Origin of the sequence: Paramicrobacterium fandaimingii (genome assembly GCF_011751745.2) — a bacterium.
Classification (GTDB): domain Bacteria; phylum Actinomycetota; class Actinomycetes; order Actinomycetales; family Microbacteriaceae; genus Paramicrobacterium; species Paramicrobacterium fandaimingii.
The window spans coordinates 704,360-726,467 of sequence record NZ_CP061170.1; the positions used below are offsets into that span (position 1 = coordinate 704,360).

Below are 22,108 nucleotides of genomic sequence, written 5' to 3' on the forward strand. Positions count from 1 at the left end.
CGAACCGCCGCACTTCGTCATACGGTGGGAATACGCGCCAACCGACGCCGCCCTGCGCTGTCAACGACAGCGTTTGCAAATTCTACCCCGCTTTGATCAGTGGCGCCACTCAATTCGGAATTGCTTTTTCGCATCATGGATACTGGGTCGCGTGGTTTGTCTCGGAAGTGCGTGAATTTGCCATCGCCGGCGACCCCACGTATTGTTGGGAGCACCAAAGACCGTTGGTCTGTGGTGCGCAGTATTGCGCACACACGAAGGTTCTCTTCTCGAGAACGGCCCGCGCAGGTGGAATCGAAGTTCACGCAGAATCTCTGCATCAGCTCCGCGCCTCCTGTGCCGGAGCTTTTTTCATGAGCGGGCCGCCACGGTGTGAGGGGCGCGTCGCCTCCGCGACGCGCGAACACATACATAAGGAGTGGCCATGGCGAACAAGGAAGCCACGGTTGCCGAGCTCACGGACAAGTTCCAGAACTCGACTGCCGTTCTGCTGACCGAGTACCGCGGCCTCACTGTGGGCCAGCTCAAGGAGCTGCGCACGTCCATCAGTGCGGACGCAACCTACGCCGTGGTGAAGAACACGCTGACCAAGATCGCTGCGAACAACGCCGAGATGTCGTCACTCAACGACGATCTGACCGGCCCGTCCGCAATCGCATTCGTGCACGGTGACCCCGTCGCGGTTGCCAAGGGTCTGCGCAACTTTGCCAAGGCAAACCCTCTCCTGGTGATCAAGGGCGGTTACTTTGACGGTAACCCGCTGACCGCCGAAGAGGTAGGCAAGCTCGCCGACCTCGAGTCCCGCGAAGTCATGCTGGCGAAGCTCGCCGGTGCCTTCAAGGCCTCGCTGTTCGGAGCCGCATATCTGTTCAACGCACCGCTGTCGAAGGCCGTTCGCACGGTCGACGCGCTGCGTGAAAAGCAGGAGTCCGCTGCGTAGGCATTTGCCTGCCCGCGGTGAGTAAACGAATCAACAAGGAGAAAACAATGGCAAAGCTGTCAACTGACGAGCTCATCGAGGCTTTCAAGGAGCTCTCGCTCATCGAGCTCAACGAGTTCGTCAAGGTCTTCGAGGAGACCTTCGAGGTCACCGCTGCCGCTCCCGTCGCCGTTGCTGGTGCAGCTCCGGCTGCCGGTGGTGCCGCTGAAGAAGAGGCCGAAGAGCAGACCGAGTTCGACGTCATCCTCGAGGGTGCCGGCGACAAGAAGATCCAGGTCATCAAGGTTGTGCGCGAGCTCACCTCGCTGGGCCTCGGCGACGCCAAGGGCCTCGTCGACGGCGCTCCGAAGGCTGTGCTCGAGGGTGCAAACAAGGAGAACGCTGACAAGGCAAAGGCCGCTCTCGAAGAGGCCGGCGCCAGCGTCACGCTCAAGTAATCACGTCCCTTTCGGGACACGTGTGATTCCAGAAGGCTCTGCCCCACCTGCGGGGGCGGGGCCTTCTGCTGTTAACCCACCCGTCTCTCGCTTTGCTACATAGATAGGCTATATATATAATGGCAGATATGACCGGACACTCGCGCGCAGCAGATGAGCGCGAGACAGAAGTACTGATCGGTGAACTCGTCTCGTCGGCGCATCGGCTGACGCGACTCGCCGCGCAGGCTTTGGTTGATCCGCAGAACCCGGCAGTGTGGCGTACGGTTTCCGCTCTTCGTTCTCTCGGCCCGACGCGGCTCGGCGAGCTTGCTCGGCAGTCGCGTGTGACGCAGCCGACAATGACCAAGATCGTTCAGCACCTCGTCGAGCTGGACTGGGTCACTCGCGTTGCCGACCCCGACGATGCCCGAGCCCAGGTGCTTGATGTGACGGAGAGCGGTATCAGTGCACTTGGAGAGTGGCGCACGGCGCTCGCGCGCTCCCTTGCTCCCTACTTCGCCGATCTCAGCAGCGAAGACGCCAGAGTGATCGAGCGCACGCTCGAGATCGTCAACGAACGCACATCGGTCGATCGCGGCACAGCCCCAAGATAAAGGAGATCACTTCCCGTGAAATCAGCCTCTGACGGCGGAATGCGCGACATTCTCAAGCAGCCCAAATCCGTCTGGGCCGTGGCATTCGCCGCGGTCATCGCGTTCATGGGCATTGGCCTCGTCGATCCGATTCTTCCCAGCATCGCCGCGGACCTTCAGGCAACGCCGACAGAGACGGAAATGCTCTTCACCAGCTATCTTGCGGTGACGGGGCTCGCGATGTTCTTCACGAGCTGGCTCTCAAGTCGACTCGGTGCGAAGCGAACACTGATGTTCGGACTCGTGCTGATTGTGGCGTTCGCCTTGTTCGCCGCGCTCTCGAACAACGTCGAGGCGGTCATCGGCTTCCGGGCGGGCTGGGGCCTCGGCAATGCGCTCTTCATCTCGACGGCACTGGCGACGATTGTCGGATCAGCCGCGGGCGGCTCCAGTGCGGCGATCATTCTGTACGAGGCTGCTTTGGGGCTCGGCATCGCCGTCGGCCCGCTGCTTGGCGGTCTTCTCGGCCACATCAGCTGGCGCGGGCCGTTCTTCGGCACAGCAGTGCTGATGGCTATCGGATTTATCGCGATCGTCACTCTGCTGAAGGCGGATTCCGGCGCGAATGCGCGTGTCGAACCGATTCCCGTTTCGGCGCCGTTCACAGCGCTCGCGCGACCGGCACTTGGTATTCTCGCCGTTGCGGCGCTGTTCTACAACATGGCGTTCTTCGTTCTGCTGGCCTACTCACCGTTTCCGCTCGGGCTTCCGGCAATGGGCCTCGGATTGACGTTCTTCGGCTGGGGCGTCGGTCTCGCTCTGACAAGCGTCTTCCTCGCGCCGTTCCTGACCGCGCGACTGCGGAGAACGACGGTGCTGCGCATCGCCCTCGCACTGTTGGCACTGACGCTCGTTGCCGCCGGCATCGTCATTGACAGCGTGCCGGGACTCATCGCGTGCATCGTCTTCGGCGGACTCGTGCTCGGTGTGCTGAACACCGTGCTCACCGAGTCGGTCATGGAATCCACAGATCTTCCCCGCTCGGTGGCATCGTCCGCCTACTCCGGAGTGCGCTTCGTCGGCGGTGCAATCGCTCCGACGGCCGCGACGATGCTTGCCGATTCCTTTGGTGCATCGATACCGTACTTCGTTGCGGCGGGTGCTGCGTTCATCTCATTCCTCGTCATCCTGATCGGACACAGAGTGCTGCGCAGGGTGAATACGTCGATCGGAAGCGAGCTCGACGAAGCGACCGCGATCGCCGCAGGAGACGCATCCTGATCGCTCAGCGGCCGGGCGCTGCGCTCGTTGAATTGCGCACCTTGAGCCGTGTCGGGTGAAAGGTGACGCCTTCTGGCGGGTTCTCGTTCGCTTCGATCGATCGAAGAAGCGTGTCGACGACGAGGGTTCCCTGCTCGCGCGGGGACTGCTCGAACGTCGTGAGTGAGAACATCGCCGCGCATTCGTGCCCGTCGATGCCGATCACGCTCAGCTGCCCGGGAACATCGATTCCGAGCCGCCTCGCCGCGATAATGGCGCCGATCGCGAGCTCGTCGCACGCCGCGAAGATTGCGGTTGGCCGATTCCGAGCATCGGTCAGCACATCGACGGCGGCTTCGTAGCCATCGGGGATGCTCATCTCCGCATCGCTGATGCGCCCGGCGGTGGAGAGCGCAGCGGCGGCCATCGCCTGTTCATAACCGAGACGCCGCGTGCGTGGAACCGAGAAGTCGGTGCGCGGCCCCGCATCTCCGCCGAGGTGCACGATGTTCGTGTGGCCGAGGCTGATCAGATGCTCTGTCGCCAGGCGGGCGATGCCGACATCGTCAATCGCGATGGACGCGATGCCCGGGACGTGTCCGCCGATTCCGACCACGGGACGGCCGAGGGCGTGCAGGTGCGTGATGTCGGCGTCGTCAGGCTCGACGGCGACAGCGATGATGCCGTCAAAGCGCTTTCGCGCGAGGAAGTAGTCGAAGACATCATCGCTGCGTTCGTTGGGGTGAACGTTATAGAGCGTCATGTCGTAGCCGTGTGAGCGCAGCTCGGACTCGATGCCCTCGAGCACCTCGCCGAAGAACCACCGTGAGATGAACGGGATCATCACGCCAATCGTCTTTGTGCGGCCCGTGACGAGGCTCGCGGCGTTTGGTGAGGCGACGTACCCGAGCTTTGCGGCAGCCGAACTGACCGTGCGCCGCGTTTGCTCCGAGACGTAGCCGCCGCCGGAGAGCGCTCTGCTCGCCGTTGATTTTGAGACCCCGGCGAGCTTCGCCACGTCGGCGAGAGCACTCATGATGGCCTCCGTAAGCGGCAGTAGAAAGACTCGCGTGGGTGAGCGGACGATCGTTGGTGGCCCTCGCTCGAGGCGAGAGTACCGCAGATTCGTCCATTGTGGAACCGATTCCTGAATTGCGGAGTGCCGTGAGAGCGCTTCCAATGCGTACGGAACGGTTCTCAAGGGGATATCCATTTGTGATCTTGACGTCTTGTGGGTTTGCTGGGAGCCAAGTAGCTTGGCTTATGGAACCGGTTCCTGACCGTTCCACGGGTGCCACCACCCGCCCCTGCACCACTCAATGAGGAGGACAACGATGAGGTTCACACAGCGCAGCAGGCGCATTCTCATCCCGCTAGCGTTTGCCGGTGTCGCCGGTCTCGCGCTGACGGGGTGTACGGGAGACATTGCGGCCCAAGACAAGGAAGACATCGACTGCTCGCCGTATGAGGAATACGGCACGTTCGAGAATGAATCCGTCGACATCAGCGGCACCATCGTCGACAGTGAAGCCGACCTCATGACGCAGACCTGGCAGGACTTCGCAGCCTGCACCGGCATCGAGGTCAACTATCAGGGCACCCAGGAATTCGAGACGCAGATCACCGTTCAGGCCAAGGCGGGCAACGCCCCTGACATCGGTATCGTTCCTCAGCCGGGTCTGTTCAACTCGCTCGCCGAGGGTGGCTACCTCAAGCCCGCTTCGCAGGCCGTCGAAGATCACGTCGACGAATTCTGGTCTGCGGACTGGAAGACGTATGGAACCTACAACGACGAGTTCCTTGCGGCGCCACTGATGGCGAGCGTCAAGGGATACATCTGGTACTCGCCAAGTGAGTTCACGGACAAGGGTTACGAGATTCCGACGACCCTCGACGAGCTGAAGGAGCTGAGCGACACCATCGCCGCTGAGGGCGACCACAAGCCCTGGTGCGCCGGAATGGAATCGGGCGAGGCAAGCGGCTGGCCGGGCACCGACTGGATCGAGGACTTCGTTCTTCGCCAGGCTGGGCCTGACGTGTACGACCAGTGGGTCGCTCACGAAATCCCCTTCAACGATCCCGCGATCGTGACGGCGTTTGACTCGGCTGCCGAGTATCTCAAGGACCCGGAGATGGTCAATGGCGGCCTCGGTGACGTGTCAACGGTGATCTCAACGGCATTCGGTGACGCCGGCTTGCCGATTCTCGATGGCGAGTGCTCGCTGCACCACCAGGCATCCTTCTACGAGGGATTCTGGCCAGAGGGAACCAAAGTCGCGGCTGACGGAGACGTCTACGCGTTCCTGATGCCTCCGACATCTGCCGATGCCGGACAAGCCGTGACCGGCGGTGGCGAGCTCGTCGTTGCCTTCACCGAAAGCGACGCCGTTGAAGCCGTTCGCGCGTACCTCTCGAGTGACACCTGGGCGAACAAGCGTGTCTCGCTTGGTGGCGTCATCAGCGCGAACTCGGGGCTCGACCCGGAGAACGCGGGAAGCGACATTCTGAAGGACAGCGTCAAGATTCTGCAGAACCCTGACACCGTCTTCCGCTTCGATGGCTCAGACCTGATGCCGAGTGCGGTTGGAGCATCCTCCTTCTGGACGGGCATCATTGAGTGGCTCAACGGCAAGAGCTCGCAGGACGTTGCCGACACTATCGAGTCCAGCTGGCCAAGCAGCTGATCTCATCTGTTGCAGGTGGGGCCGCTCAGGCGGCCCCACCATGCTCTTCTTCCCCTCGATGAAAGGCGTCACACGATGACGACTGCTGACCTCATCGGCAAGATCCTCCAGCTTGTTGGTGGCCTTGCGATCTTCGCTGCAGTGATTGGAATACTTCTTTTCCTGCTCGACAAGACGCCCAAACGCGGGCGCAACCTCTGGCAGATTCTCGGCTTTCTGGCACCGGCAATGATCCTGCTCACCGTTGGGCTTATTTATCCGGCAATTCGAACGACGCTGCTGTCGTTCACCGATCGCAACGGCGACTGGAACGGGCTCGAGAACATTGTGTGGATGTTCACGCAGCCCAAGATTCTGCAGACCCTGCTCAACACCATCATCTGGGTGATCCTCGTACCGACGGTATCGACCGCGGTGGGGCTCGCCTACGCCGTCTTTATCGACAAGTCGCGCGGCGAAAAGATCTATAAGGCACTCGTCTTCATGCCCATGGCGATCTCGTTCGTCGGGGCCGGAATCATCTGGAAGTTCATCTACGACTACCGGGCGGGCGGGCGGGAACAGATCGGCCTCCTCAACCAGATCGTCGTGTGGTTCGGCGGAGAACCCGTGCAGTGGCTGCAATCCAGCCCGATCAACACATTTCTTCTCATCGTCGTGATGATCTGGATTCAGACCGGCTTCGCGATGGTTGTGCTCTCGGCAGCCATCAAAGCAATTCCCACCGATCAGCTTGAGGCAGCGGAACTCGATGGCACGAACGCGTGGCAGCGGTTTCGCAACGTCACGCTCCCCGGCATCCGGGGCTCTCTCGTCGTTGTCGTGACGACGATCACCATTGCGACGCTCAAGGTGTTCGACATCGTGCGCACGATGACGGCGGGCAACTTCGGGTCGAGCGTCATTGCAAACGAGATGTACACCCAGGCATTCCGTGCAAATGAACCAGGCCGCGGCTCGGCGCTGGCTCTCGTGCTGTTCATCATGGTGCTGCCCATCGTGATCTACAACGTGCGCGTGCTGAAGCAGCAGAGGGAGATCCGATGAGCCAGGCACCGACACATACCGCAGCGGTGACGACAAAGGACGGCGGGCAGAAGGCCGGCTTTGACCAGGGTTCGAGCCGACGAGTCAAGAGACGCCTCACCTCGCGCCCTGCTTCGGCGATTGCGCTTCTCATCGCTGTCATCTGGACGATCCCGACATTTGGGCTGTTCATCTCGTCATTCCGTCCGCCGGAGCTCCTGCAGTCCACCGGATGGTGGACGATCTTTCAGAACCCAGGCTTCACGCTCGATAACTACCAGGAGGTGCTGCTCTCAGCATCCGCCTCGTCGCCGCAGCTTGGCGCCTACTTCGTCAACTCGCTTGCCATCGCGATTCCCGGCACGATCTTCCCGATTGTGCTGGGCGCCATGGCCGCGTACGTGTTCGCGTGGGTGAGGTTCAGAGGCTCGAACTGGCTGTTCATCTTCGTATTCGCCCTGCAGATCGTGCCGCTGCAGATGGCGCTGCTGCCTCTGCTGACGTTGACGGTGAAGCTGCTCAAGCCGGTTCAGGCCGTGATCCACGACATCGTCCCCATGATTCCCGAGCAGAGTTACCTTTCCATCTGGGTGGCACACACGATCTTCGGGCTTCCCCTCGTGATCTTTCTGCTGCACAATTTCATCTCTGAGATTCCGAAAGACGTGATCGAAGCGGCCCGCGTCGACGGCGCAAGCCATGCGCAGGTCTTCTTCCGGATCGTCATTCCGCTGGCGATGCCCGCACTCGCGTCCGTCGCGATCTTCCAGTTCCTGTGGGTGTGGAACGATCTGCTCGTCGCCCTGATCTTCTCGGGCGGAACGCAAGATGTGGCGCCGCTGACACAGAGGTTGGCGGAGCTCACCGGAACCAGAGGCCAGGACTGGCAGCGACTGACGGCATCCGCCTTCGTCTCTCTGATCGTGCCGCTCATTGTGTTCTTCAGCCTGCAGAGATACTTCGTGCGTGGCCTGCTTGCCGGGTCGACGAAGGGCTGAGAATACCGTTCGCCGAGAGCGTCGACAGCGGGCCTCCGCTCATGTCCTCACCTGCGTAAGGTGAGGACATGAGTATGCGCGGCGGGCGGCCTGTGGGCGGAGCCGCACGTGCCGATCGCGAGGCGCAGAAAGAACAGAACGCCAGCGCGCCGCAGATACCACACCTGCTGCGCCGCATTCTTGAGCTCTTCCGGCCGCACAGGCTGGCGATCTCGCTCACCATCGGCGTCGTGCTGGTGACGGCGGCCATCTCGGTGATTCCGCCTCTGCTCGTTGAGAGCGCGTTCGACGTCGGCCTGTTTCCCGCACATGGCGGGCCCGATCTGCCCGTGCTCAGCGTGATTGTCGCCGTCATGATCGGCCTGTACATTCTGTCGGCGGCGCTCGGCGTGTGGCAGGCATACCTCACGGCAACGGTGGGCAACAGCGTGATGGGCGAGTTGCGGGTGATGCTTTTTCGGCGGCTGCAGTCGATGGAGTTGAGCTTCTTCACCCACACGAAGACCGGCGTCATCCAGTCTCGACTGCAGAACGATGTCGGCGGGGTGGCGAACGCGTTGACCAACACGGTGTCGAGCGTGCTCGGCAACACGGTGAACGTGATTGCGGCGTTTGTGGCGATGGTGCTGATCAGCTGGCAGCTCACCGTTGTGGCGATCGTGCTGATGCCGCTGCTCGTGCTTGTGCAGCGCCGCGTCGGGCAGGTGCGTGCGCGCATCGCCGGGCAGGCGCAGGAATCGCTGTCTGACATGACGGCCATCACGCAAGAGACGTTGAGCGTCTCGGGCGTGCTGCTGTCGAAGAGCTTCAACAGACAGCAGTCAGAGATCGACCGCTACCGCGAAGCCAATCGCACGCAGATCGGCCTTCAGGCTCGGCAGGCGATGAGCGGACAGGGGTTCTTCGCCCTCGTCAACATCTTCATGTCGTCGATTCCCGCCATCGTGTACCTCTGCGCTGGCCTGCTGATCACCGGTGGAACGGGGGACATCACGGCGGGAGCGATCGTCGCGTTCACGACTGTTCAGTCGCGGCTGCTGTTCCCTCTGACGAGTCTCATGCGCGTGGCGCTTGACCTGCAGACCTCCGGCGCGCTGTTCGCGCGCATTTTCGAGTACCTCGACCTCACACCGGCAATCGTTGAGCGTTCCGATGCCATTGACGTCGCCGATGCGCCCGGGCCGGTCGGAAGCGTGCGCTTCGAAAATGTCAGCTTTCGCTATCCGGATGCCCCCGAGCAGTCACGCCCGACACTCGACGACGTGTCGTTCACCATCGAGCCGGGCGAGTTCGCCGCGTTCGTTGGCCCCTCGGGAGCAGGCAAGACGACGATCTCGTATCTTGCAGCGCGGCTCTACGACGTCTCGAGCGGTGCGGTTCATTTTGCGGGCGCCGACGTGCGCGAGCTGACGCAGGGTTCGGTGATCGACAGAATCGGCATCGTGAGTCAGGAGACCTACCTGTTTCACGCGACGATTGCCGAGAACCTTCGGTATGCAAAGCCGGAGGCGACGGATGCCGAGCTCGAAGCTGCGGCGCGGGCAGCAAACATTCACGACACGATCTCGGCGTTCCCCGAGGGCTATCAGACGATGGCAGGGGAGCGCGGCTATCGGCTTTCGGGCGGTGAGAAGCAGCGACTCGCGATTGCCAGGGTGCTGCTGAAAGACCCGGCGGTGATGCTGCTCGACGAGGCGACGAGCGCCCTCGACTCCCTGTCGGAGAGGGTGGTGCAGCACGCTCTTGACGAGGCATCGAAGGGACGTACAACGATCGCCATTGCGCACCGACTGTCGACGATCGTGGGAGCCGACCGCATCGTTGTCATCGAGGCGGGAAAGATCGCCGAGCAGGGCACGCACGACCAGCTGCTTGCCGCAGACGGCGTGTATGCCCGCATGTACCGCGAGCAGATGGGCGGCCGCAGTGCGGCGGAGCATCCGTCATAGTCCGCCGTCGCACACCGCACCCGTATTAGGCTCGATCCGACGCCCGATACGGCAGACAACGAAACGGACATCTCTGTGAAGTACGCCTCCTCCATCACCGATCTCATCGGCGACACCCCGCTCGTCAAGCTCAACAGCGTCACCGCGGGCATCGCGGCAACGGTTCTCGTGAAGCTCGAGTACCTCAACCCGGGCGGCTCGTCCAAAGACCGCATCGCCGAGCGCATCATCGATGCGGCTGAGGAAGCGGGCGACCTCAGACCGGGCGGAACGATCGTCGAGCCGACGTCAGGCAACACCGGCGTCGGCCTCGCGCTCATCGCCCAGCAGCGCGGTTACCGGTGCGTCTTCGTTCTTCCCGATAAGGTCGGCGTTGACAAGCGCAACGTTCTGACCGCATACGGTGCGGAGATCGTCGTCACCCCCACATCGGTTGCGCCGGACGATCCCGAATCGTATTACTCAGTCTCCGACCGTCTCGCACGCGAGATTCCCGGTGCGTTCAAACCGAACCAGTACTTCAACCAGAACGGCCCGCGCAGTCACTACGAGACGACGGGGCCCGAGATCTGGCGCGACACGGAGGGCTTGATCACGCACTTCGTTGCGGGCGTCGGTACTGGCGGCACCATCACGGGAACGGGGCGCTACCTGCGCGAGGTCTCGCACGGCGCCGTTCGCATCATCGGGTCTGACCCGCAGGGTTCCGTGTATTCGGGCGGCTCCGGCCAGCCCTACCTCGTCGAGGGCGTCGGCGAGGACTTCTGGCCCGGTGCCTATGACCCGAGCGTCGTTCACGAGGTGATCGAGGTGAGCGACGCCGAGTCGTTCGCGATGACGCGTCGTCTCGCCCGCGAGGAGGGGCTGCTGGTCGGTGGATCGAGCGGCATGGCCGTTGTCAGCGCCCTCAAGGCAGCGGCCGAGCTGTCGACAGATGACGTCGTCGTCGTGCTGCTTCCGGATGGGGGCCGAGGCTACCTCGGCAAGATCTTCAACGATGACTGGATGGCCGCGCACGGCTTCCTCGACGACGTCGAGCGCGACGCCGCCACTGTTGCTGACGTGCTTGACGCGGTGGGTGGGGCGCGCCCGGCTCTGCCGCATGTGCCCGCGACGGCAACCGTGGCTGAGGCGATTGCCGCGCTGCGCACGAGCGGCATCGAACAGGTTCCCGTGCTGAGCGCCGAGCCGCCCGTCGTGCTCGGCGAGGTCGCGGGCTCCGTGAGCGTCAGCGCCCTCGTCGCGGCTCTCGCTGCGGGAGACACGGCGCCGGAAGACGCCGTCTCGGGCGTGCTCGACGACTCGCTGCCCCTCGTGGGGCGAGGGGAGTCCGTTGCCGTCGCACGCGAGCGACTCGCGGCATCCGATGCTCTGCTCGTCACGCACGACGGCAAGCCGACGGCTGTGCTCACGAGACACGACCTGCTCACGTTTTTCAGCAACTGATCGATCGACGGATGCTGCGGCGGCGCCGCAGTCTCACGGAAGGAAGCCATGCCGAAGCCAGAGGGATTCTCCACACGCGCCATTCACGCGGGTCAGTCAGCTGATCCGACGACGGGTGCCGTGATTCCGCCGATCCACGTCACGTCGACGCACGTTCAAGACGGTGTCGGAAATCTGCGAGGCGGCTACGAGTACGGTCGCGCGGCGAACCCGACACGGTCGGCTCTCGAACAGCAGCTGGCGGCAATCGAGGGTGCGGCGTTCGCCATCTCGTTCTCGTCTGGGCTCGCTGCCGAAGATGCGTTGCTTCGCGGCATCCTTCGGCCGGGTGATCACGTGGTGATCGGCAACGATGTGTACGGCGGAACGTACCGTCTGCTCGCGAAGATCTTCGAGGCATGGGGCGTCGAGCACACGGTCGTCGACCTCGGCAACCTGCGTGACGTGCAGGCGGCGATTCGGGCCGAGTCGAAGGTGCTGTGGGTCGAGACGCCGTCCAACCCCCTCATGAAGATCACCGACATCGCCGAGCTTTCCGAACTGGGCCACTCGGCCGGTCTCGTGGTCGTCGTCGACAACACGTTCGCCACGCCTGCGCTGCAGCAACCGCTCGCCCTGGGCGCCGACGTCGTCGTGCACTCGACGACGAAATACCTCGGCGGCCATTCAGACGTTGTCGGGGGAGCCGTCGTGCTGAGCGACGGCGAGCTGCACGCGAAGGTGCGGTTCATGCAGTTCGCGGCCGGCGCCGTCTCGAGCCCGTTCGACGCCTACCTGACGTCGCGCGGCATCAAGACGCTCGACGTGCGCATGGAGCGGCATTCCGCAAACGCGCAGAAGATCGCCGAGTTTCTCGAGGGTCACGACGGCGTGGAGCGCGTGTACTACCCCGGCCTCGAGTCGCACCCTGGGCACGCGCTGGCCGCCCAACAGATGTCTCGATTCGGCGGGATGCTGTCGATCGGCGTCGCCGGCGGTGAGAGGGCGGCGCGCCGGTTCGCCGAGCGCCTGACGGTCTTCACCCTCGCGGAGTCGCTCGGCGGCGTCGAGTCGCTCGTCAACTACCCGAGCGAGATGACCCACGCATCGGTCAAGGGAACGGCGCTCGCCGTTCCCGAGAACGTGGTGCGCCTCTCGGTCGGCATTGAGAACGTCGACGATCTGCTCGCCGACGTCGACGCCGCTCTGTCGCGCGCGGCGAAGAAGCGCTGACCCGCCGCCGACGCTCCTCGCCACCCGCCTTTGCCCGCCACTCAGGTGCCACTTTGCGCTGAAATTCATTGCGCTTTAGCGGCAAAACGTGGCACGCGATCACGGGGCGCGGCGCTCGTCGTCGAGCCAGCGGCGGGGGCCCGTTCCCGCATTGCCGAGAGAGTCATCTGGGTTCTGCAGTGAACAGTTCTTGAGGCTCAGGCATCCGCAGCCGATGCAACCGTCGAGGTCGTTGCGCAGGTGCTGCAGCGCGGCGATGCGTTCGTCGAGCTGCTCGCGCCACCCCGCAGACAGTCGCGCCCAATCACGCTTCGTCGGTGTGCGACCGTCGGGAAGCGAGTCGAGGGCGGCCCGGATGTCGGCGAGCGACATGCCGACCCGCTGCGACGTTCGAATGAACGCGACGCGTCGCAAGGTGTCACGGCGATAGCGGCGTTGATTGCCGCCCGTTCGTTCTGCGCCGATAAGCCCATTGCGTTCGTAGAAGTGCAGGGCGGATGCTGTGACGCCGCTGCGTGTTGACAGCTCACCGATCGTCAGATCGTGGTGCTTACCTCCGGGAATCTGCGGCATGGAGCGTTGCCTTTCTCTCGCGCTTGACCTCAACCATAGTTGAGGTTCTACGGTTATGCATGTGGCGAATGAGAGAGCGATCGGTGGGAACCGCGAAGCGTCCGGGATCCTGAATAGAAGATATCGCTGGGTGACGACGGGAACGGTCGCGCTCGTGTTCTTCTCGGCGTTCGAAGCTCTCGCCGTCACGACAGTTATGCCCGTCGTGAGCGTCGACCTCGACGGCGAAGCGCTGTACGCGCTCGCCTTCGCCGGCACGCTCGCGACGGGCATCATCGGCATGGTCGCGGCGGGAACCTGGGCAGACAGGCGCGGGCCCGTCGCGCCGCTCTACGTTGCTGTCGCCGCATTCGTCAGCGGACTCCTGGTTGCCGGAGTCTCCTCCTCCATGGAGGTTTTCGTCGCCGGGCGACTCCTGCAGGGTCTTGGCGGAGGTGGGGTCACCGTTGCCCTGTACGTCGTGGTCGCCCGGGTGTTTCCGGCAGATCTCCATCCCAAAGTTTTTGCCGCGTTCGCTGCGGCGTGGGTCGTTCCTTCTCTGATCGGCCCGTTCATCGCGGGAGTTGTTGCTGAGGCGCTCAGCTGGCACTGGGTATTTCTCGGCGTCGTCGCGCTTGTGACCATCGCGCTTGCGATGGTCGTTCCGTCGCTTCGATCAATCGAACGCACGAGGAATGACGCCGCGCCGTTCCCTGTTCAGCGTCTCGTGCTCGCTGTGCTCGCCGCCGGTGGGGCGCTTGGCCTCGGCCTGTTCGGTCGTCTGCCTGGTATCGGGTGGCCGCTCGCCGTCGTCTTCGGTGCAGGTGCGCTCGTCGCCGCGTGTCGCCTGATGCCGCGTGGAGTGATGCGCTCTGAGCGCGGTTTGCCTTCGGTGCTCGCCGTTCGGGGGCTCACGGCCGCGGCCTTCCTCGGCGCAGAGGTCTACGTGCCATACCTGCTGACACGCGAGTACGAATTCACCCCCAGCATCGCCGGCCTCGCGCTGACGCTCGCGGCCCTCAGCTGGTCTGGTGCATCGATGGTGCAGGGGCGGCTCGGCGACCGTGTGTCAAGTGAGGCCTTCCTGCGCATCGGCGCCGCATTCATTCTGGTCTCAACCGCGACGGTCGGGCTGACGGCGGCCCTGCATCTCTCGCCCGTCGTGGTCATCGTCGGCTGGGCACTTGCAGGAGCCGGCATGGGTCTCGTGTACCCGCGCACGTCGGTGATGGTGCTCGAATACTCGACAACGAGTGACCAGGGCTTCAACAGTTCGGCAATGTCTATCGCAGATTCCCTTGGCGGGGCGCTGTCGCTCGCAATCACAGGGATCGTGTTCGCGGCCGCTGGCTCTGGTGTGTGGGCGTTCGCCGCGGTATTTGCTCTCGCTGTCGTTCTCGCCGTTGGAGCGTCCGCGACGGCGCCGCGTGTCACGGCATCCGGTGCTGATCGCGGTCAGCTCACGCGCGACGTCCACTGACGAGCGGCGACCACGAGGCTCCGAGGGGTGTCTGGTCGCAGTCGCACCTGGCTGACCAGCTCAGTGCGCTTCGCGATGGTGATCTCGGTCGGCTCTTGCAGCACCACCGTCGCCGTCGTCTCGCTTCCGTGAGTGAGACACAGCGCTCTCACGCCCTCCGCCTCGTCAATCTGCAGGTGCTTTCCCTTCTCATATGATCGCTGCTCCAGAACCACCGTCTCAATGGCGTTCCAGGGAATGTCAACGCGGGCGCTGAAGCCGTTTCTGATGTGGATGCCGGTGTCATCGAGAGTGTGCGGGTACACGGTCATGGCTGCACCGAGGCCGAACATCCAGACGAGGCCCCAGATGCCGACAATGAGAAAGCCGATCTGCACGGGCGGCCACGGCGCGAGCAGAAGATGGGCAACAGGAACCTCGATCGCCGATGCGACAATGAACCCGATCAGAGCCGGTGCGACGGACCTGACGTACGAGAAGGGGATGCTGCCGGGAGAGCGTGTCGGCTGGCGGCGTGCGGTCCAGAAGTACAGACTCTGGTAGATGCGCAGTTCATAGACGACAGCGAACCGGATGCCTCGCCAGGCCATGTACAGAAAGCGAGTCATCGTTCTGCCTCGTACGCGGCAATGAGCTCGGCAAGCGTCGCGGTGACGGTGGCGACGTCGGCTGCAAAGCGTTCGCGACGTTCGGGGGAGAGGTCTCGCAGCAGATCGTCTGCCAGTTGCTCGTGATCGGCGTGCATGCGGGCCATTGTCTGTGCGCCGGAAGCCGTGAGCGTCACGAGCACGGCCCGACGGTCCGTTGGGTGCGTTTCGCGTGTGACGAAGCCCGTCTCGGCAAGGGCATCGACGAGCCCAGTGACGTTGCGCGGTGACACGTCCATCGCCTCTGCGAGGGAGCGCTGTGTCTGAGGTCCGCCGGTCTGAAGCATCCACAGCAAATGCGTACGTGACGGCGTCAGCCCGAGCTCGCTGTCGCTGCGCGCCATGTCGGAGCTGAAGAGCGTCGTGAGCGCGAGAACCTGATCGAGGATCACCGTATTCGGGATGCTTGCCATATCGTGAGCATACAACATAGTGAACCTACTTCACTAAATAAGGCGCCGAATTGACAGTGCAAATGGCTCAACGTACTATCGACACGACGGTGGGAATGCGCTTTCCCTCCCCAGCTCGACGGAGAGAACGAGGTACCTGCAATGTCGTCACAAACTGTGACCCCGGCAACGGAGATGATGGCAGTCTCGCAGCAGGAGAAATCGCAGGGAAAGCTTGCGATCTGGTGGGCGAAAAGCTGGCATCCCATCGTGTTCGTCATTGCACTCGTCATTGTGTGGTGGGTCGTCACCGCAGCGGGCTGGGTCAAGCCGTACATCATTCCGTCTCCTGGTGACACGTGGATAGCGATGGCCGATAACGCCGCGTACCTGGCCCAGCACACATGGGTGACGGCGTACGAGACGATCGTTGGATTCGTCATCGCTGTGATTGTCGGTCTCGCGGTCGCCGTCGTCATGGTGTATTCCGGCGGACTCGAAAAGACCCTCTACCCGGTGATCCTCTTCGCCCAGGTGGTTCCGAAGATCGCGATCGCACCGCTCTTCGTCGTGTGGCTGGGATTCGGCGCAAGCCCGAAGATCCTTGTCGCAGTGCTGATGGCGTTTTTCCCCGTCGTGATCTCGGGACTCTCCGGCTTGCGCTCCGTTGATCCTGATGTCCTCCAGCTGACCTCCACAATGGGCGCAGGGCGGTTCAAGACCTTCGTCAAAGTGCGGCTTCCCGCCGCGCTGCCAGAGCTTCTGTCAGGATTCAAGGTCGCTGCGACTCTCGCGGTCACGGGCGCCGTCGTCGGCGAATTCGTTGGGGCGAACGAGGGGCTTGGCTACGTGATCCTTCAGGCAAACGGAAACCTCGATACGGCAATGCTCTTCGCCGCGCTCATCATCATGTCGCTCATGGGTGTGCTGCTCTTCGGGATCATCCAGATTGCCGAGCGCTTTTTGATTCCATGGCATTCGTCGAAACGCGACATCGGCGCATCCACCGTTCGACTCTGACAGATCAACCACAAGAAGAAGGGGTTTCGATGAAGAAGCCATCAACAGTACTCACTGCCCTCGCGGCGGTCGCCGCATCAGCGCTTGCTCTCACCGGGTGCAGTGCTTCCGGCTCGGATCAGTCATCGGGAGACGGCGAGGGAATGACCTCCGTGACCCTCATGCTCAACTGGTACCCGTACGGTGAGCACGCGCCTTTCTACTATGGCGTTGACGAGGGAATCTTCGAAGAGCACGGTATCGATCTCACGATCAAGGCTGGCCAGGGTTCGACGAAGACCGCGCAGGCCGTTGGCCAGAAGCAGGTCGACTTCGGTTGGGCCGACACTCCGGCCGTTCTTGCGAACATCGACAAGGGCGTGTCGATCAAGAGCGTCGGCGTCTTCCTTCAGACGACTCCCTCGGCTGTTCAAGTCTTTGCGGATTCTGGAATCGACTCGCCTAAAGATTTGAAGGGCAAGACCATCGCGGTCTCGGCCGGAGACGCTCCCACAACCACGTTCCCCGCGTATCTCGAAGCCGTCGGCCTCTCGGAGGGCGACGTCAAGCAGCAGAACCTCGATGCCGCAGGCAAGATGGCAGCGATGCTCTCGGGCAAAGTCGACGGGCTCATTGGCTTTGCACACGACCAGGGGCCGACTATTGCAGAAGAGAGCGGCAAAGAGGTGAAGTATCTCCGGTATTCGGATGCCGGCCTGAACTTCTTCAGCAACGGGCTCATCGCTCCCGGCGACACGATCGCTGACAACCCCGATCTCGTCTCGGCGATGGTCGCTGCAACATCAGAGGCGTTCGACGCGGCCGCCGCGGACCCAGAGGCTGCGGTTGCCGCCATGGAGGGGAAAGACCCGCAGCTGCCGAGCCAGGACGTGCTCCTCAACCAGTGGAACGAGACGGTGAAGCTTCTGCACACCGACGCCACGGAAGGTAAGTCGCCAGGTGCCAACACCGAGGAGGACTGGGAATCAACGATCACGGTGCTGTCTGAGGCCGGGCTCATTGAGTCCGGTGGCGATGTCGACACGTATTACGACTCGTCATTTGCCCCAGAGAAGTAACGATGACAATTCTGACGGGTGAGAGGAAGCCGATGTCGCAAACCGAAGAGAAAACGCAGACCGTCGCGATAGACGATCTTTCGGTGACGTTCGCGTCGAAGCGGGGGAGGGTGAATGCGCTCGAAGGTATCGACCTCCATGTTGAGAGGGGCGAATTCATCGCGATCGCCGGCCCGTCAGGATGCGGCAAGTCAACGCTGCTCAAGGCGGTTGCCGGGCTGACGAAGCCGAGCCACGGTTCGATTCAGCTCAAGGGAAGCGTTGTCGAGCAGCCGCGGCAAGACATCGGGTACGTCTTTCAACGCGCGGCTCTGCTTGAGTGGCGAAGTGTGCGCGGCAACATCTTGATTCAGGCTGAGATGCGCGGCATGGACATGCGCAGTGCAAACAAGCGCACTGACGAGCTGATCGAGATGACGGGTCTCACCGGGTTCGAGAAGGCACTCCCGCATGAGCTGTCAGGCGGAATGCAACAGCGCGTCTCGCTGTGCCGCGCTCTCCTGCACAAGCCTGACGTGCTGCTCATGGACGAGCCGTTTGGCGCGCTCGACGCATTGACCCGCGAGAAGATGAACGTCGAGATGAACCGCATCTGGCGAGAGACGGGCACGACTGTGCTTCTCGTGACGCACTCCGTTGCCGAGGCCGTCTACCTCGCAACGCGTGTTGTTGTGATGAGCCCGCGGCCCGGCCGCATCGTCGAAGAGCACACGGTCGACCTCGAGCCGGAACGCGACTATGCGAGCGTGCTTGAGACCCCCGAGTTCCACCGGGTGTCCAGCCGTGTGCGTGAGCTGCTGGGATCGACGGCGAAGGCCGACTGACGAAGAATCGCTGCGAGGCGTTGTAGAACAGAGGGATGCCGCATGTGACGTTGTCACATGCGGCATCCCTCGTCTAGATTTGAGTCGCAGATCGACAGCCGAGGGGGAGCATGGCCACGAGCGACGAACGGCGCAGGCTGCCGAACATGCGCGACGTCGCAAAGGCGGCAGGGGTGAGCCATCAGACGGTGTCGCGCGTGATCAACGACCACCCGAGCTTGCGCGACGAGACCAAGCGGCGTGTGCTCGAGGTGATGACCGAGCTCAACTATCGCCCCAACCGCGCGGCGCGCGCGCTCGTGACGAGCAAGTCGCACACCATCGGCGTGCTGGCTTCCCATCGCTCCGAGTACGGACCGGCAACCATGATTGAGGGCGTCGAGGATGCGGCGAAAGACCGCGGCTACTTCGCCAGCACCGTCAATCTCGCGAACTCAGACGACGCAGCCATTCGCGCGGGACTCGACCACCTCATGAACCAGGCAGTCGATGGCATCGTGATCGTCGCACCCCAGGTTCACGTGCTCGACGCCATGAGCTTTCTTCAGCTGGACGTGCCCTTCGTCTCGGTGCATCAGCGCGACGGCGCTGACCGCCACGTCATCGCCGTCGACCAGGTGGCTGGAGCACGCCTCGCGACCCGGCACCTCATTGAGCTGGGGCATCGTCGCATTGCCCACCTTGCCGGCCCGCAAGAGTGGGTCGAGGCGCAGGCGCGTACGCGAGGGTACCTCGACGAGATGGCAGAGCACGGGCTCGTCGCCGCGCAACCGATCGTCGGCGACTGGTCGTCGGATTTCGGGTATCAGGCAGCGCGCGAGCTTCTCTCCGATGGGTCAGCGACCGCCGTCGTCTCGGGCAACGACCAGATGGCCCTCGGGCTGATTCACGCGCTCCGCGAGCGACGGCTCGATGTGCCTGGCGACATCTCCATCGTCGGATTCGACGACATTCCCGAGGCGCGGCACTTTTGGCCGCCACTCACAACGGTGCGGCAGGACTTCACCGAGTTGGGGCGCCGCGCCGTCTCGCGGCTTCTCGACAACGTCGGCGAGGCGATCACCGAGCCGATTGAACCGCGACTCGTCGTTCGCGCGTCGACGGCCCCGCTGGCGCATCCGTGACCGCATACCGGCCGAGACTTCAGGCGGTGCTCGGCGGAATGCCCGAGTCGCTCGAGGGTCACCGCATCACGCCGGACGGAGCATCCAGCCCGCACCAGAGCGCTGCCGAGAACGTGATGCTCGGCCGTGAGCCAACGCGCTTCGGGTTCATCCGCCGCCGTGAACTCGAGGCACGCGCCGCCGAGCTCCTCAACGCGGTGGGGTGGACGGGCAGCATTCGCTCACCGCTCGGGGAGCGTGACGTCGTCGACCGCCGCCGTGTGCACCTGGCGCGCGCGGTCGCCGAGGCGAAGGCGCAGGGAGCACCAGCCGTGCTCGTCGACGACTCCGGTGACGAGCTTTCTCTCGACGACAGCGTTCGCTGGAACGAGGCCCTGGCGCGTGCCGCAGAGAGCATTCCCCTCGTAGTCGCCGTGACGACGCTAGACGCGTGCGGACCACGCATCGAGGGCGTGCTCGTCAATCACGACGCTCGTGTATCGGGGCCGTTTGACCCATCGGATGCTGGCGCGATCAGCGCAGCGCTCGGCATCGACCGCCCGTGTCGCGTGGTGCCGCCACGCCCGCAGGGCGAGATTCTTCTTGCCGTCGACGACATCCGTGTGATGCATCCCGTCATGCCCGGCCGCGTCGTGTTCGACGGCATCTCCTTCGAGGCGCGCGCCGGCTGCGTCACAGGACTCGCCGGCGCTCAGGCGAACGAGCTGCTGGCGAGTCTGAGCGGTCGCGGATTCGGTGAGATCGTGTCGGGCTCGGTGACGGTGGCAGGAGCCGATGTCGGCCGTCTGTCGCGCGAGAAGGCAATCGAACGCGGTGTCGTGTTTGCGACAGAGCACCCCCTGAGCTATGAGGTGGGCTTCGTCGGCGGCATTCCCAGCCGAGTGTCGGCGGAGCGGCTGCGAACCCTCGCGCGCACCGGAATGATCGATGCGGCGCGCGAATATCGCCCGGTGACTTCGGCATCCCTCCTTCAGACCGTCGGAGTCGGCCGACCTCCTTCGCGCGATGATTTCGAGGGGATGCTCTCGGCTCTCGTCGCGGGCTCAGCCACCGTCGTCTTGCTTGCTGAGCCTCTGCTCGGACTCGAGGGCGACGGCAGGGCTCAACGGGTTGCGATGATCGACCGCCTTGCGGCAGCGGGCAAAGCCGTTGTCGTCTCGGCGAGCCCAGACGACCTCGCGATGCTCGCTGACGAGGCGCTGATTGTCGTGCACGGTCGCGTTCGAGAGACGATCACGCGCGGAACCCTCACCTCCGCAGCCCTGTGGCGCGGCATCATTCTCTGACGACCAGGTGACACGGGAATTAGAACGCTCACAATTGCGCGCCCGTCGCTGAAAAGCGCGACATCTCAGCGCCATGCCGTTACATGTTCGTGATCTTTGCGTCTTGAAAACTCCCAATTGTGAGCGCTAACATCTGGAAGAGGCACTCAGATTCCCACAGCAATGGTGCCGGAGCGGCCAGCTGGTCGCGGCTGAACAAGGAGGTTTAGTGTGAAGAAATTAGTGACCGGACTCGCGGCGACCGGCGCCCTGCTGCTTGCGCTCACCGGGTGCTCCGCAGGAGCGTCGGGCGGCGACGGGGGCGGGGACAAAGCGCCGGAGGACATCATCGTCGGCTTCGCTCAGGTCGGTGCCGAGAGCGGATGGAGAACGGCGAACACCAAAGATGTCAAGCGGGCGTTCGAAGACGCGGGCATCGAGTTGAAATTCTCTGACGCTCAGCAGAAGCAGGAGAACCAGATCAAGGCGATTCGCTCGTACATTCAGCAAGGGGTCGACGTGATCGCATTCTCGCCCGTTGTTGAATCGGGCTGGGACGCCGTTCTTCAGGAGGCGAAGGATGCTGGCATCCCCGTCATCCTGACTGACCGCGCCGTCGACTCCGAAGACGAATCTCTCTATGAGACGTTCCTCGGCAGCGACTTCGTCGAAGAGGGAAACAAGGCGGGCGAATGGCTCGTCGAGGAGTACGCGGACTCCGATGATCCGGTGAAGATCATCCAGCTCGAGGGGACGACAGGTGCGGCTCCAGCGATCGATCGCGCCGAAGGGTTCGCCGAGATCATCAAGGACGAGTCGAAGTTTGAGGTCGTCGCGTCGCAGACCGGTGACTTCACACGAGCTGGCGGCAAGCAGGTGACAGAGGCACTTCTCAAGTCGAACCCCGACGTCGATGTGATCTACTCACACAATGACGACATGGGTCTTGGCGCCATCGAGGCGATCGAAGAAGCCGGACTCGTGCCAGGTGAAGACATCAAGATCATCACCGTCGACGCGGTGAAAGACGGTATGCAGGCGCTCGCAGACGGCAAGATCAACTTCATCGTCGAGTGCAACCCGCTGCTGGGCGACCAGCTCGTCGACCTCGTGAAGAAGGTCGTCGCGGGTGAAGACGTCGAGAAGCGCGTCGTCACAGAAGAGACGACGTTTACCCAGGAAGAGGCGAAGGAAGCCCTTCCCGACCGCAAGTACTGAT

At 63.2% G+C, this 22,108-nt stretch carries 21 protein-coding genes; 17 read left to right on the forward strand and 4 right to left on the reverse strand.

The genetic code is table 11. The features are described 5' to 3' along the window. Nucleotides 1-424: 424 nt before the first annotated feature. The 4 genes from rplJ (at nt 425) to HCR84_RS03455 (ending at nt 3,233) form a co-directional block, all read left to right on the forward strand. Nucleotides 425-940, forward strand: coding sequence for a 50S ribosomal protein L10 (gene rplJ / locus HCR84_RS03440; protein ID WP_166984392.1), 516 nt, complete (start codon nt 425-427; stop codon nt 938-940). 47 nt (nt 941-987) lie between these two features. After that, entirely contained in the window at nt 988-1,377 is a 390-nt protein-coding gene (gene rplL, locus HCR84_RS03445) for a 50S ribosomal protein L7/L12 (RefSeq protein WP_166984393.1), read from the forward strand. A gap of 128 nt (nt 1,378-1,505) precedes the next feature. Then, on the forward strand, nt 1,506-1,973 hold the full coding sequence (locus tag HCR84_RS03450; protein WP_166984394.1) for a MarR family winged helix-turn-helix transcriptional regulator: 468 nt from the start codon (nt 1,506-1,508) through the stop codon (nt 1,971-1,973). Between the two features lie 15 nt (nt 1,974-1,988). Next, nucleotides 1,989-3,233, forward strand: a complete 1,245-nt coding sequence (locus HCR84_RS03455; RefSeq protein WP_434063550.1) for an MFS transporter — start codon at nt 1,989-1,991, stop codon at nt 3,231-3,233. 4 nt (nt 3,234-3,237) lie between these two features. On the opposite strand, the gene HCR84_RS03460 is transcribed toward HCR84_RS03455, so the two are convergent. Further along, the gene (locus HCR84_RS03460; RefSeq protein ID WP_166984395.1) at nt 3,238-4,248 is read right to left on the reverse strand and encodes a LacI family DNA-binding transcriptional regulator; all 1,011 of its coding nucleotides are present in this window, start codon (nt 4,246-4,248) and stop codon (nt 3,238-3,240) included. A gap of 298 nt (nt 4,249-4,546) precedes the next feature. Here HCR84_RS03460 and HCR84_RS03465 point away from each other — a divergent pair, with 298 nt between their 5' ends. From HCR84_RS03465 to HCR84_RS03490, 6 genes are all read left to right on the forward strand, one after another. Continuing rightward, the gene (locus HCR84_RS03465; RefSeq protein ID WP_166984396.1) at nt 4,547-5,896 is read left to right on the forward strand and encodes an ABC transporter substrate-binding protein; all 1,350 of its coding nucleotides are present in this window, start codon (nt 4,547-4,549) and stop codon (nt 5,894-5,896) included. Between the two features lie 75 nt (nt 5,897-5,971). Then, nucleotides 5,972-6,943: a carbohydrate ABC transporter permease gene (locus HCR84_RS03470; RefSeq protein ID WP_166984397.1), complete on the forward strand. Its 972-nt coding sequence runs from the start codon at nt 5,972-5,974 to the stop codon at nt 6,941-6,943. Next, nucleotides 6,940-7,920, forward strand: a complete 981-nt coding sequence (locus HCR84_RS03475) for a carbohydrate ABC transporter permease (RefSeq protein ID WP_166984398.1) — start codon at nt 6,940-6,942, stop codon at nt 7,918-7,920. The genes HCR84_RS03470 and HCR84_RS03475 overlap by 4 nt, the downstream gene beginning before the upstream one ends. Before the next feature lie 74 nt (nt 7,921-7,994). Beyond that, on the forward strand, nt 7,995-9,869 hold the full coding sequence (locus HCR84_RS03480; RefSeq protein WP_218043629.1) for an ABC transporter ATP-binding protein: 1,875 nt from the start codon (nt 7,995-7,997) through the stop codon (nt 9,867-9,869). A 75-nt stretch (nt 9,870-9,944) separates the two neighbouring features. Beyond that, nucleotides 9,945-11,315, forward strand: a complete 1,371-nt coding sequence (locus tag HCR84_RS03485; RefSeq protein ID WP_166984400.1) for a cystathionine beta-synthase — start codon at nt 9,945-9,947, stop codon at nt 11,313-11,315. 48 nt (nt 11,316-11,363) lie between these two features. Then, nucleotides 11,364-12,527 (forward strand): cystathionine gamma-synthase, encoded by a 1,164-nt coding sequence (locus tag HCR84_RS03490; RefSeq protein WP_166984401.1) that lies wholly within the window; start codon nt 11,364-11,366, stop codon nt 12,525-12,527. Nucleotides 12,528-12,626: 99 nt separating this feature from the next. Here the strand turns inward: HCR84_RS03490 and soxR are convergent, their stop codons facing one another. Continuing rightward, nucleotides 12,627-13,100, reverse strand: coding sequence for a redox-sensitive transcriptional activator SoxR (gene soxR, locus HCR84_RS03495; protein ID WP_166984402.1), 474 nt, complete (start codon nt 13,098-13,100; stop codon nt 12,627-12,629). 55 nt (nt 13,101-13,155) lie between these two features. Between soxR and HCR84_RS03500 the strand changes: the two genes are divergently transcribed. Continuing rightward, entirely contained in the window at nt 13,156-14,559 is a 1,404-nt protein-coding gene (locus tag HCR84_RS03500) for an MFS transporter (RefSeq protein WP_166984403.1), read from the forward strand. Here HCR84_RS03500 and HCR84_RS03505 read toward each other — a convergent pair. Beyond that, on the reverse strand, nt 14,535-15,167 hold the full coding sequence (locus tag HCR84_RS03505; protein ID WP_166984404.1) for a hypothetical protein: 633 nt from the start codon (nt 15,165-15,167) through the stop codon (nt 14,535-14,537). The genes HCR84_RS03500 and HCR84_RS03505 overlap by 25 nt on opposite strands. Beyond that, a complete protein-coding gene (locus HCR84_RS03510; RefSeq protein ID WP_166984405.1) occupies nt 15,164-15,619 on the reverse strand; it encodes a MarR family winged helix-turn-helix transcriptional regulator in 456 nt (151 codons plus the stop codon). The genes HCR84_RS03505 and HCR84_RS03510 overlap by 4 nt, the downstream gene beginning before the upstream one ends. Nucleotides 15,620-15,760: 141 nt before the next feature. Between HCR84_RS03510 and HCR84_RS03515 the strand changes: the two genes are divergently transcribed. The 6 genes from HCR84_RS03515 (at nt 15,761) to HCR84_RS03540 (ending at nt 22,107) form a co-directional block, all read left to right on the forward strand. Next, nucleotides 15,761-16,618 (forward strand): ABC transporter permease, encoded by an 858-nt coding sequence (locus HCR84_RS03515; RefSeq protein ID WP_166984406.1) that lies wholly within the window; start codon nt 15,761-15,763, stop codon nt 16,616-16,618. A gap of 29 nt (nt 16,619-16,647) precedes the next feature. Next, a complete protein-coding gene (locus tag HCR84_RS03520) occupies nt 16,648-17,676 on the forward strand; it encodes an ABC transporter substrate-binding protein (protein ID WP_166984407.1) in 1,029 nt (342 codons plus the stop codon). 2 nt (nt 17,677-17,678) lie between these two features. Further along, nucleotides 17,679-18,500, forward strand: a complete 822-nt coding sequence (locus HCR84_RS03525) for an ABC transporter ATP-binding protein (protein ID WP_235940925.1) — start codon at nt 17,679-17,681, stop codon at nt 18,498-18,500. Nucleotides 18,501-18,610: 110 nt separating this feature from the next. Continuing rightward, nucleotides 18,611-19,624 carry a LacI family DNA-binding transcriptional regulator gene (locus HCR84_RS03530; protein WP_166984408.1) on the forward strand — a complete coding sequence of 338 codons (1,014 nt, stop codon included), beginning with the start codon at nt 18,611-18,613 and terminating at the stop codon, nt 19,622-19,624. Beyond that, on the forward strand, nt 19,621-20,910 hold the full coding sequence (locus HCR84_RS03535) for a sugar ABC transporter ATP-binding protein (RefSeq protein ID WP_166984409.1): 1,290 nt from the start codon (nt 19,621-19,623) through the stop codon (nt 20,908-20,910). Before HCR84_RS03530 ends, HCR84_RS03535 begins: the two co-directional genes overlap by 4 nt. A gap of 210 nt (nt 20,911-21,120) precedes the next feature. Next, a complete protein-coding gene (locus HCR84_RS03540) occupies nt 21,121-22,107 on the forward strand; it encodes an ABC transporter substrate-binding protein (RefSeq protein WP_166984410.1) in 987 nt (328 codons plus the stop codon). Nucleotide 22,108 lies beyond the last annotated feature (1 nt).

Bases quoted from the DNA above. Each gene is read 5' to 3' on its own strand.
- rplJ (WP_166984392.1), top strand. From the start codon at position 425: ATGGCGAACAAGGAAGCCACGGTTGCCGAGCTCACGGACAAGTTCCAG.
- rplL (WP_166984393.1), top strand. From the start codon at position 988: ATGGCAAAGCTGTCAACTGACGAGCTCATCGAGGCTTTCAAGGAGCTC.
- HCR84_RS03450 (WP_166984394.1), top strand. From the start codon at position 1,506: ATGACCGGACACTCGCGCGCAGCAGATGAGCGCGAGACAGAAGTACTG.
- HCR84_RS03460 (WP_166984395.1), bottom strand. From the start codon at position 4,248: ATGAGTGCTCTCGCCGACGTGGCGAAGCTCGCCGGGGTCTCAAAATCA.
- HCR84_RS03465 (WP_166984396.1), top strand. From the start codon at position 4,547: ATGAGGTTCACACAGCGCAGCAGGCGCATTCTCATCCCGCTAGCGTTT.
- HCR84_RS03470 (WP_166984397.1), top strand. From the start codon at position 5,972: ATGACGACTGCTGACCTCATCGGCAAGATCCTCCAGCTTGTTGGTGGC.
- HCR84_RS03475 (WP_166984398.1), top strand. From the start codon at position 6,940: ATGAGCCAGGCACCGACACATACCGCAGCGGTGACGACAAAGGACGGC.
- HCR84_RS03480 (WP_218043629.1), top strand. From the start codon at position 7,995: ATGCGCGGCGGGCGGCCTGTGGGCGGAGCCGCACGTGCCGATCGCGAG.
- HCR84_RS03490 (WP_166984401.1), top strand. From the start codon at position 11,364: ATGCCGAAGCCAGAGGGATTCTCCACACGCGCCATTCACGCGGGTCAG.
- soxR (WP_166984402.1), bottom strand. From the start codon at position 13,100: ATGCCGCAGATTCCCGGAGGTAAGCACCACGATCTGACGATCGGTGAG.
- HCR84_RS03500 (WP_166984403.1), top strand. From the start codon at position 13,156: ATGCATGTGGCGAATGAGAGAGCGATCGGTGGGAACCGCGAAGCGTCC.
- HCR84_RS03505 (WP_166984404.1), bottom strand. From the start codon at position 15,167: ATGACTCGCTTTCTGTACATGGCCTGGCGAGGCATCCGGTTCGCTGTC.
- HCR84_RS03510 (WP_166984405.1), bottom strand. From the start codon at position 15,619: ATGGCAAGCATCCCGAATACGGTGATCCTCGATCAGGTTCTCGCGCTC.
- HCR84_RS03515 (WP_166984406.1), top strand. From the start codon at position 15,761: ATGTCGTCACAAACTGTGACCCCGGCAACGGAGATGATGGCAGTCTCG.
- HCR84_RS03520 (WP_166984407.1), top strand. From the start codon at position 16,648: ATGAAGAAGCCATCAACAGTACTCACTGCCCTCGCGGCGGTCGCCGCA.
- HCR84_RS03525 (WP_235940925.1), top strand. From the start codon at position 17,679: ATGACAATTCTGACGGGTGAGAGGAAGCCGATGTCGCAAACCGAAGAG.
- HCR84_RS03530 (WP_166984408.1), top strand. From the start codon at position 18,611: ATGGCCACGAGCGACGAACGGCGCAGGCTGCCGAACATGCGCGACGTC.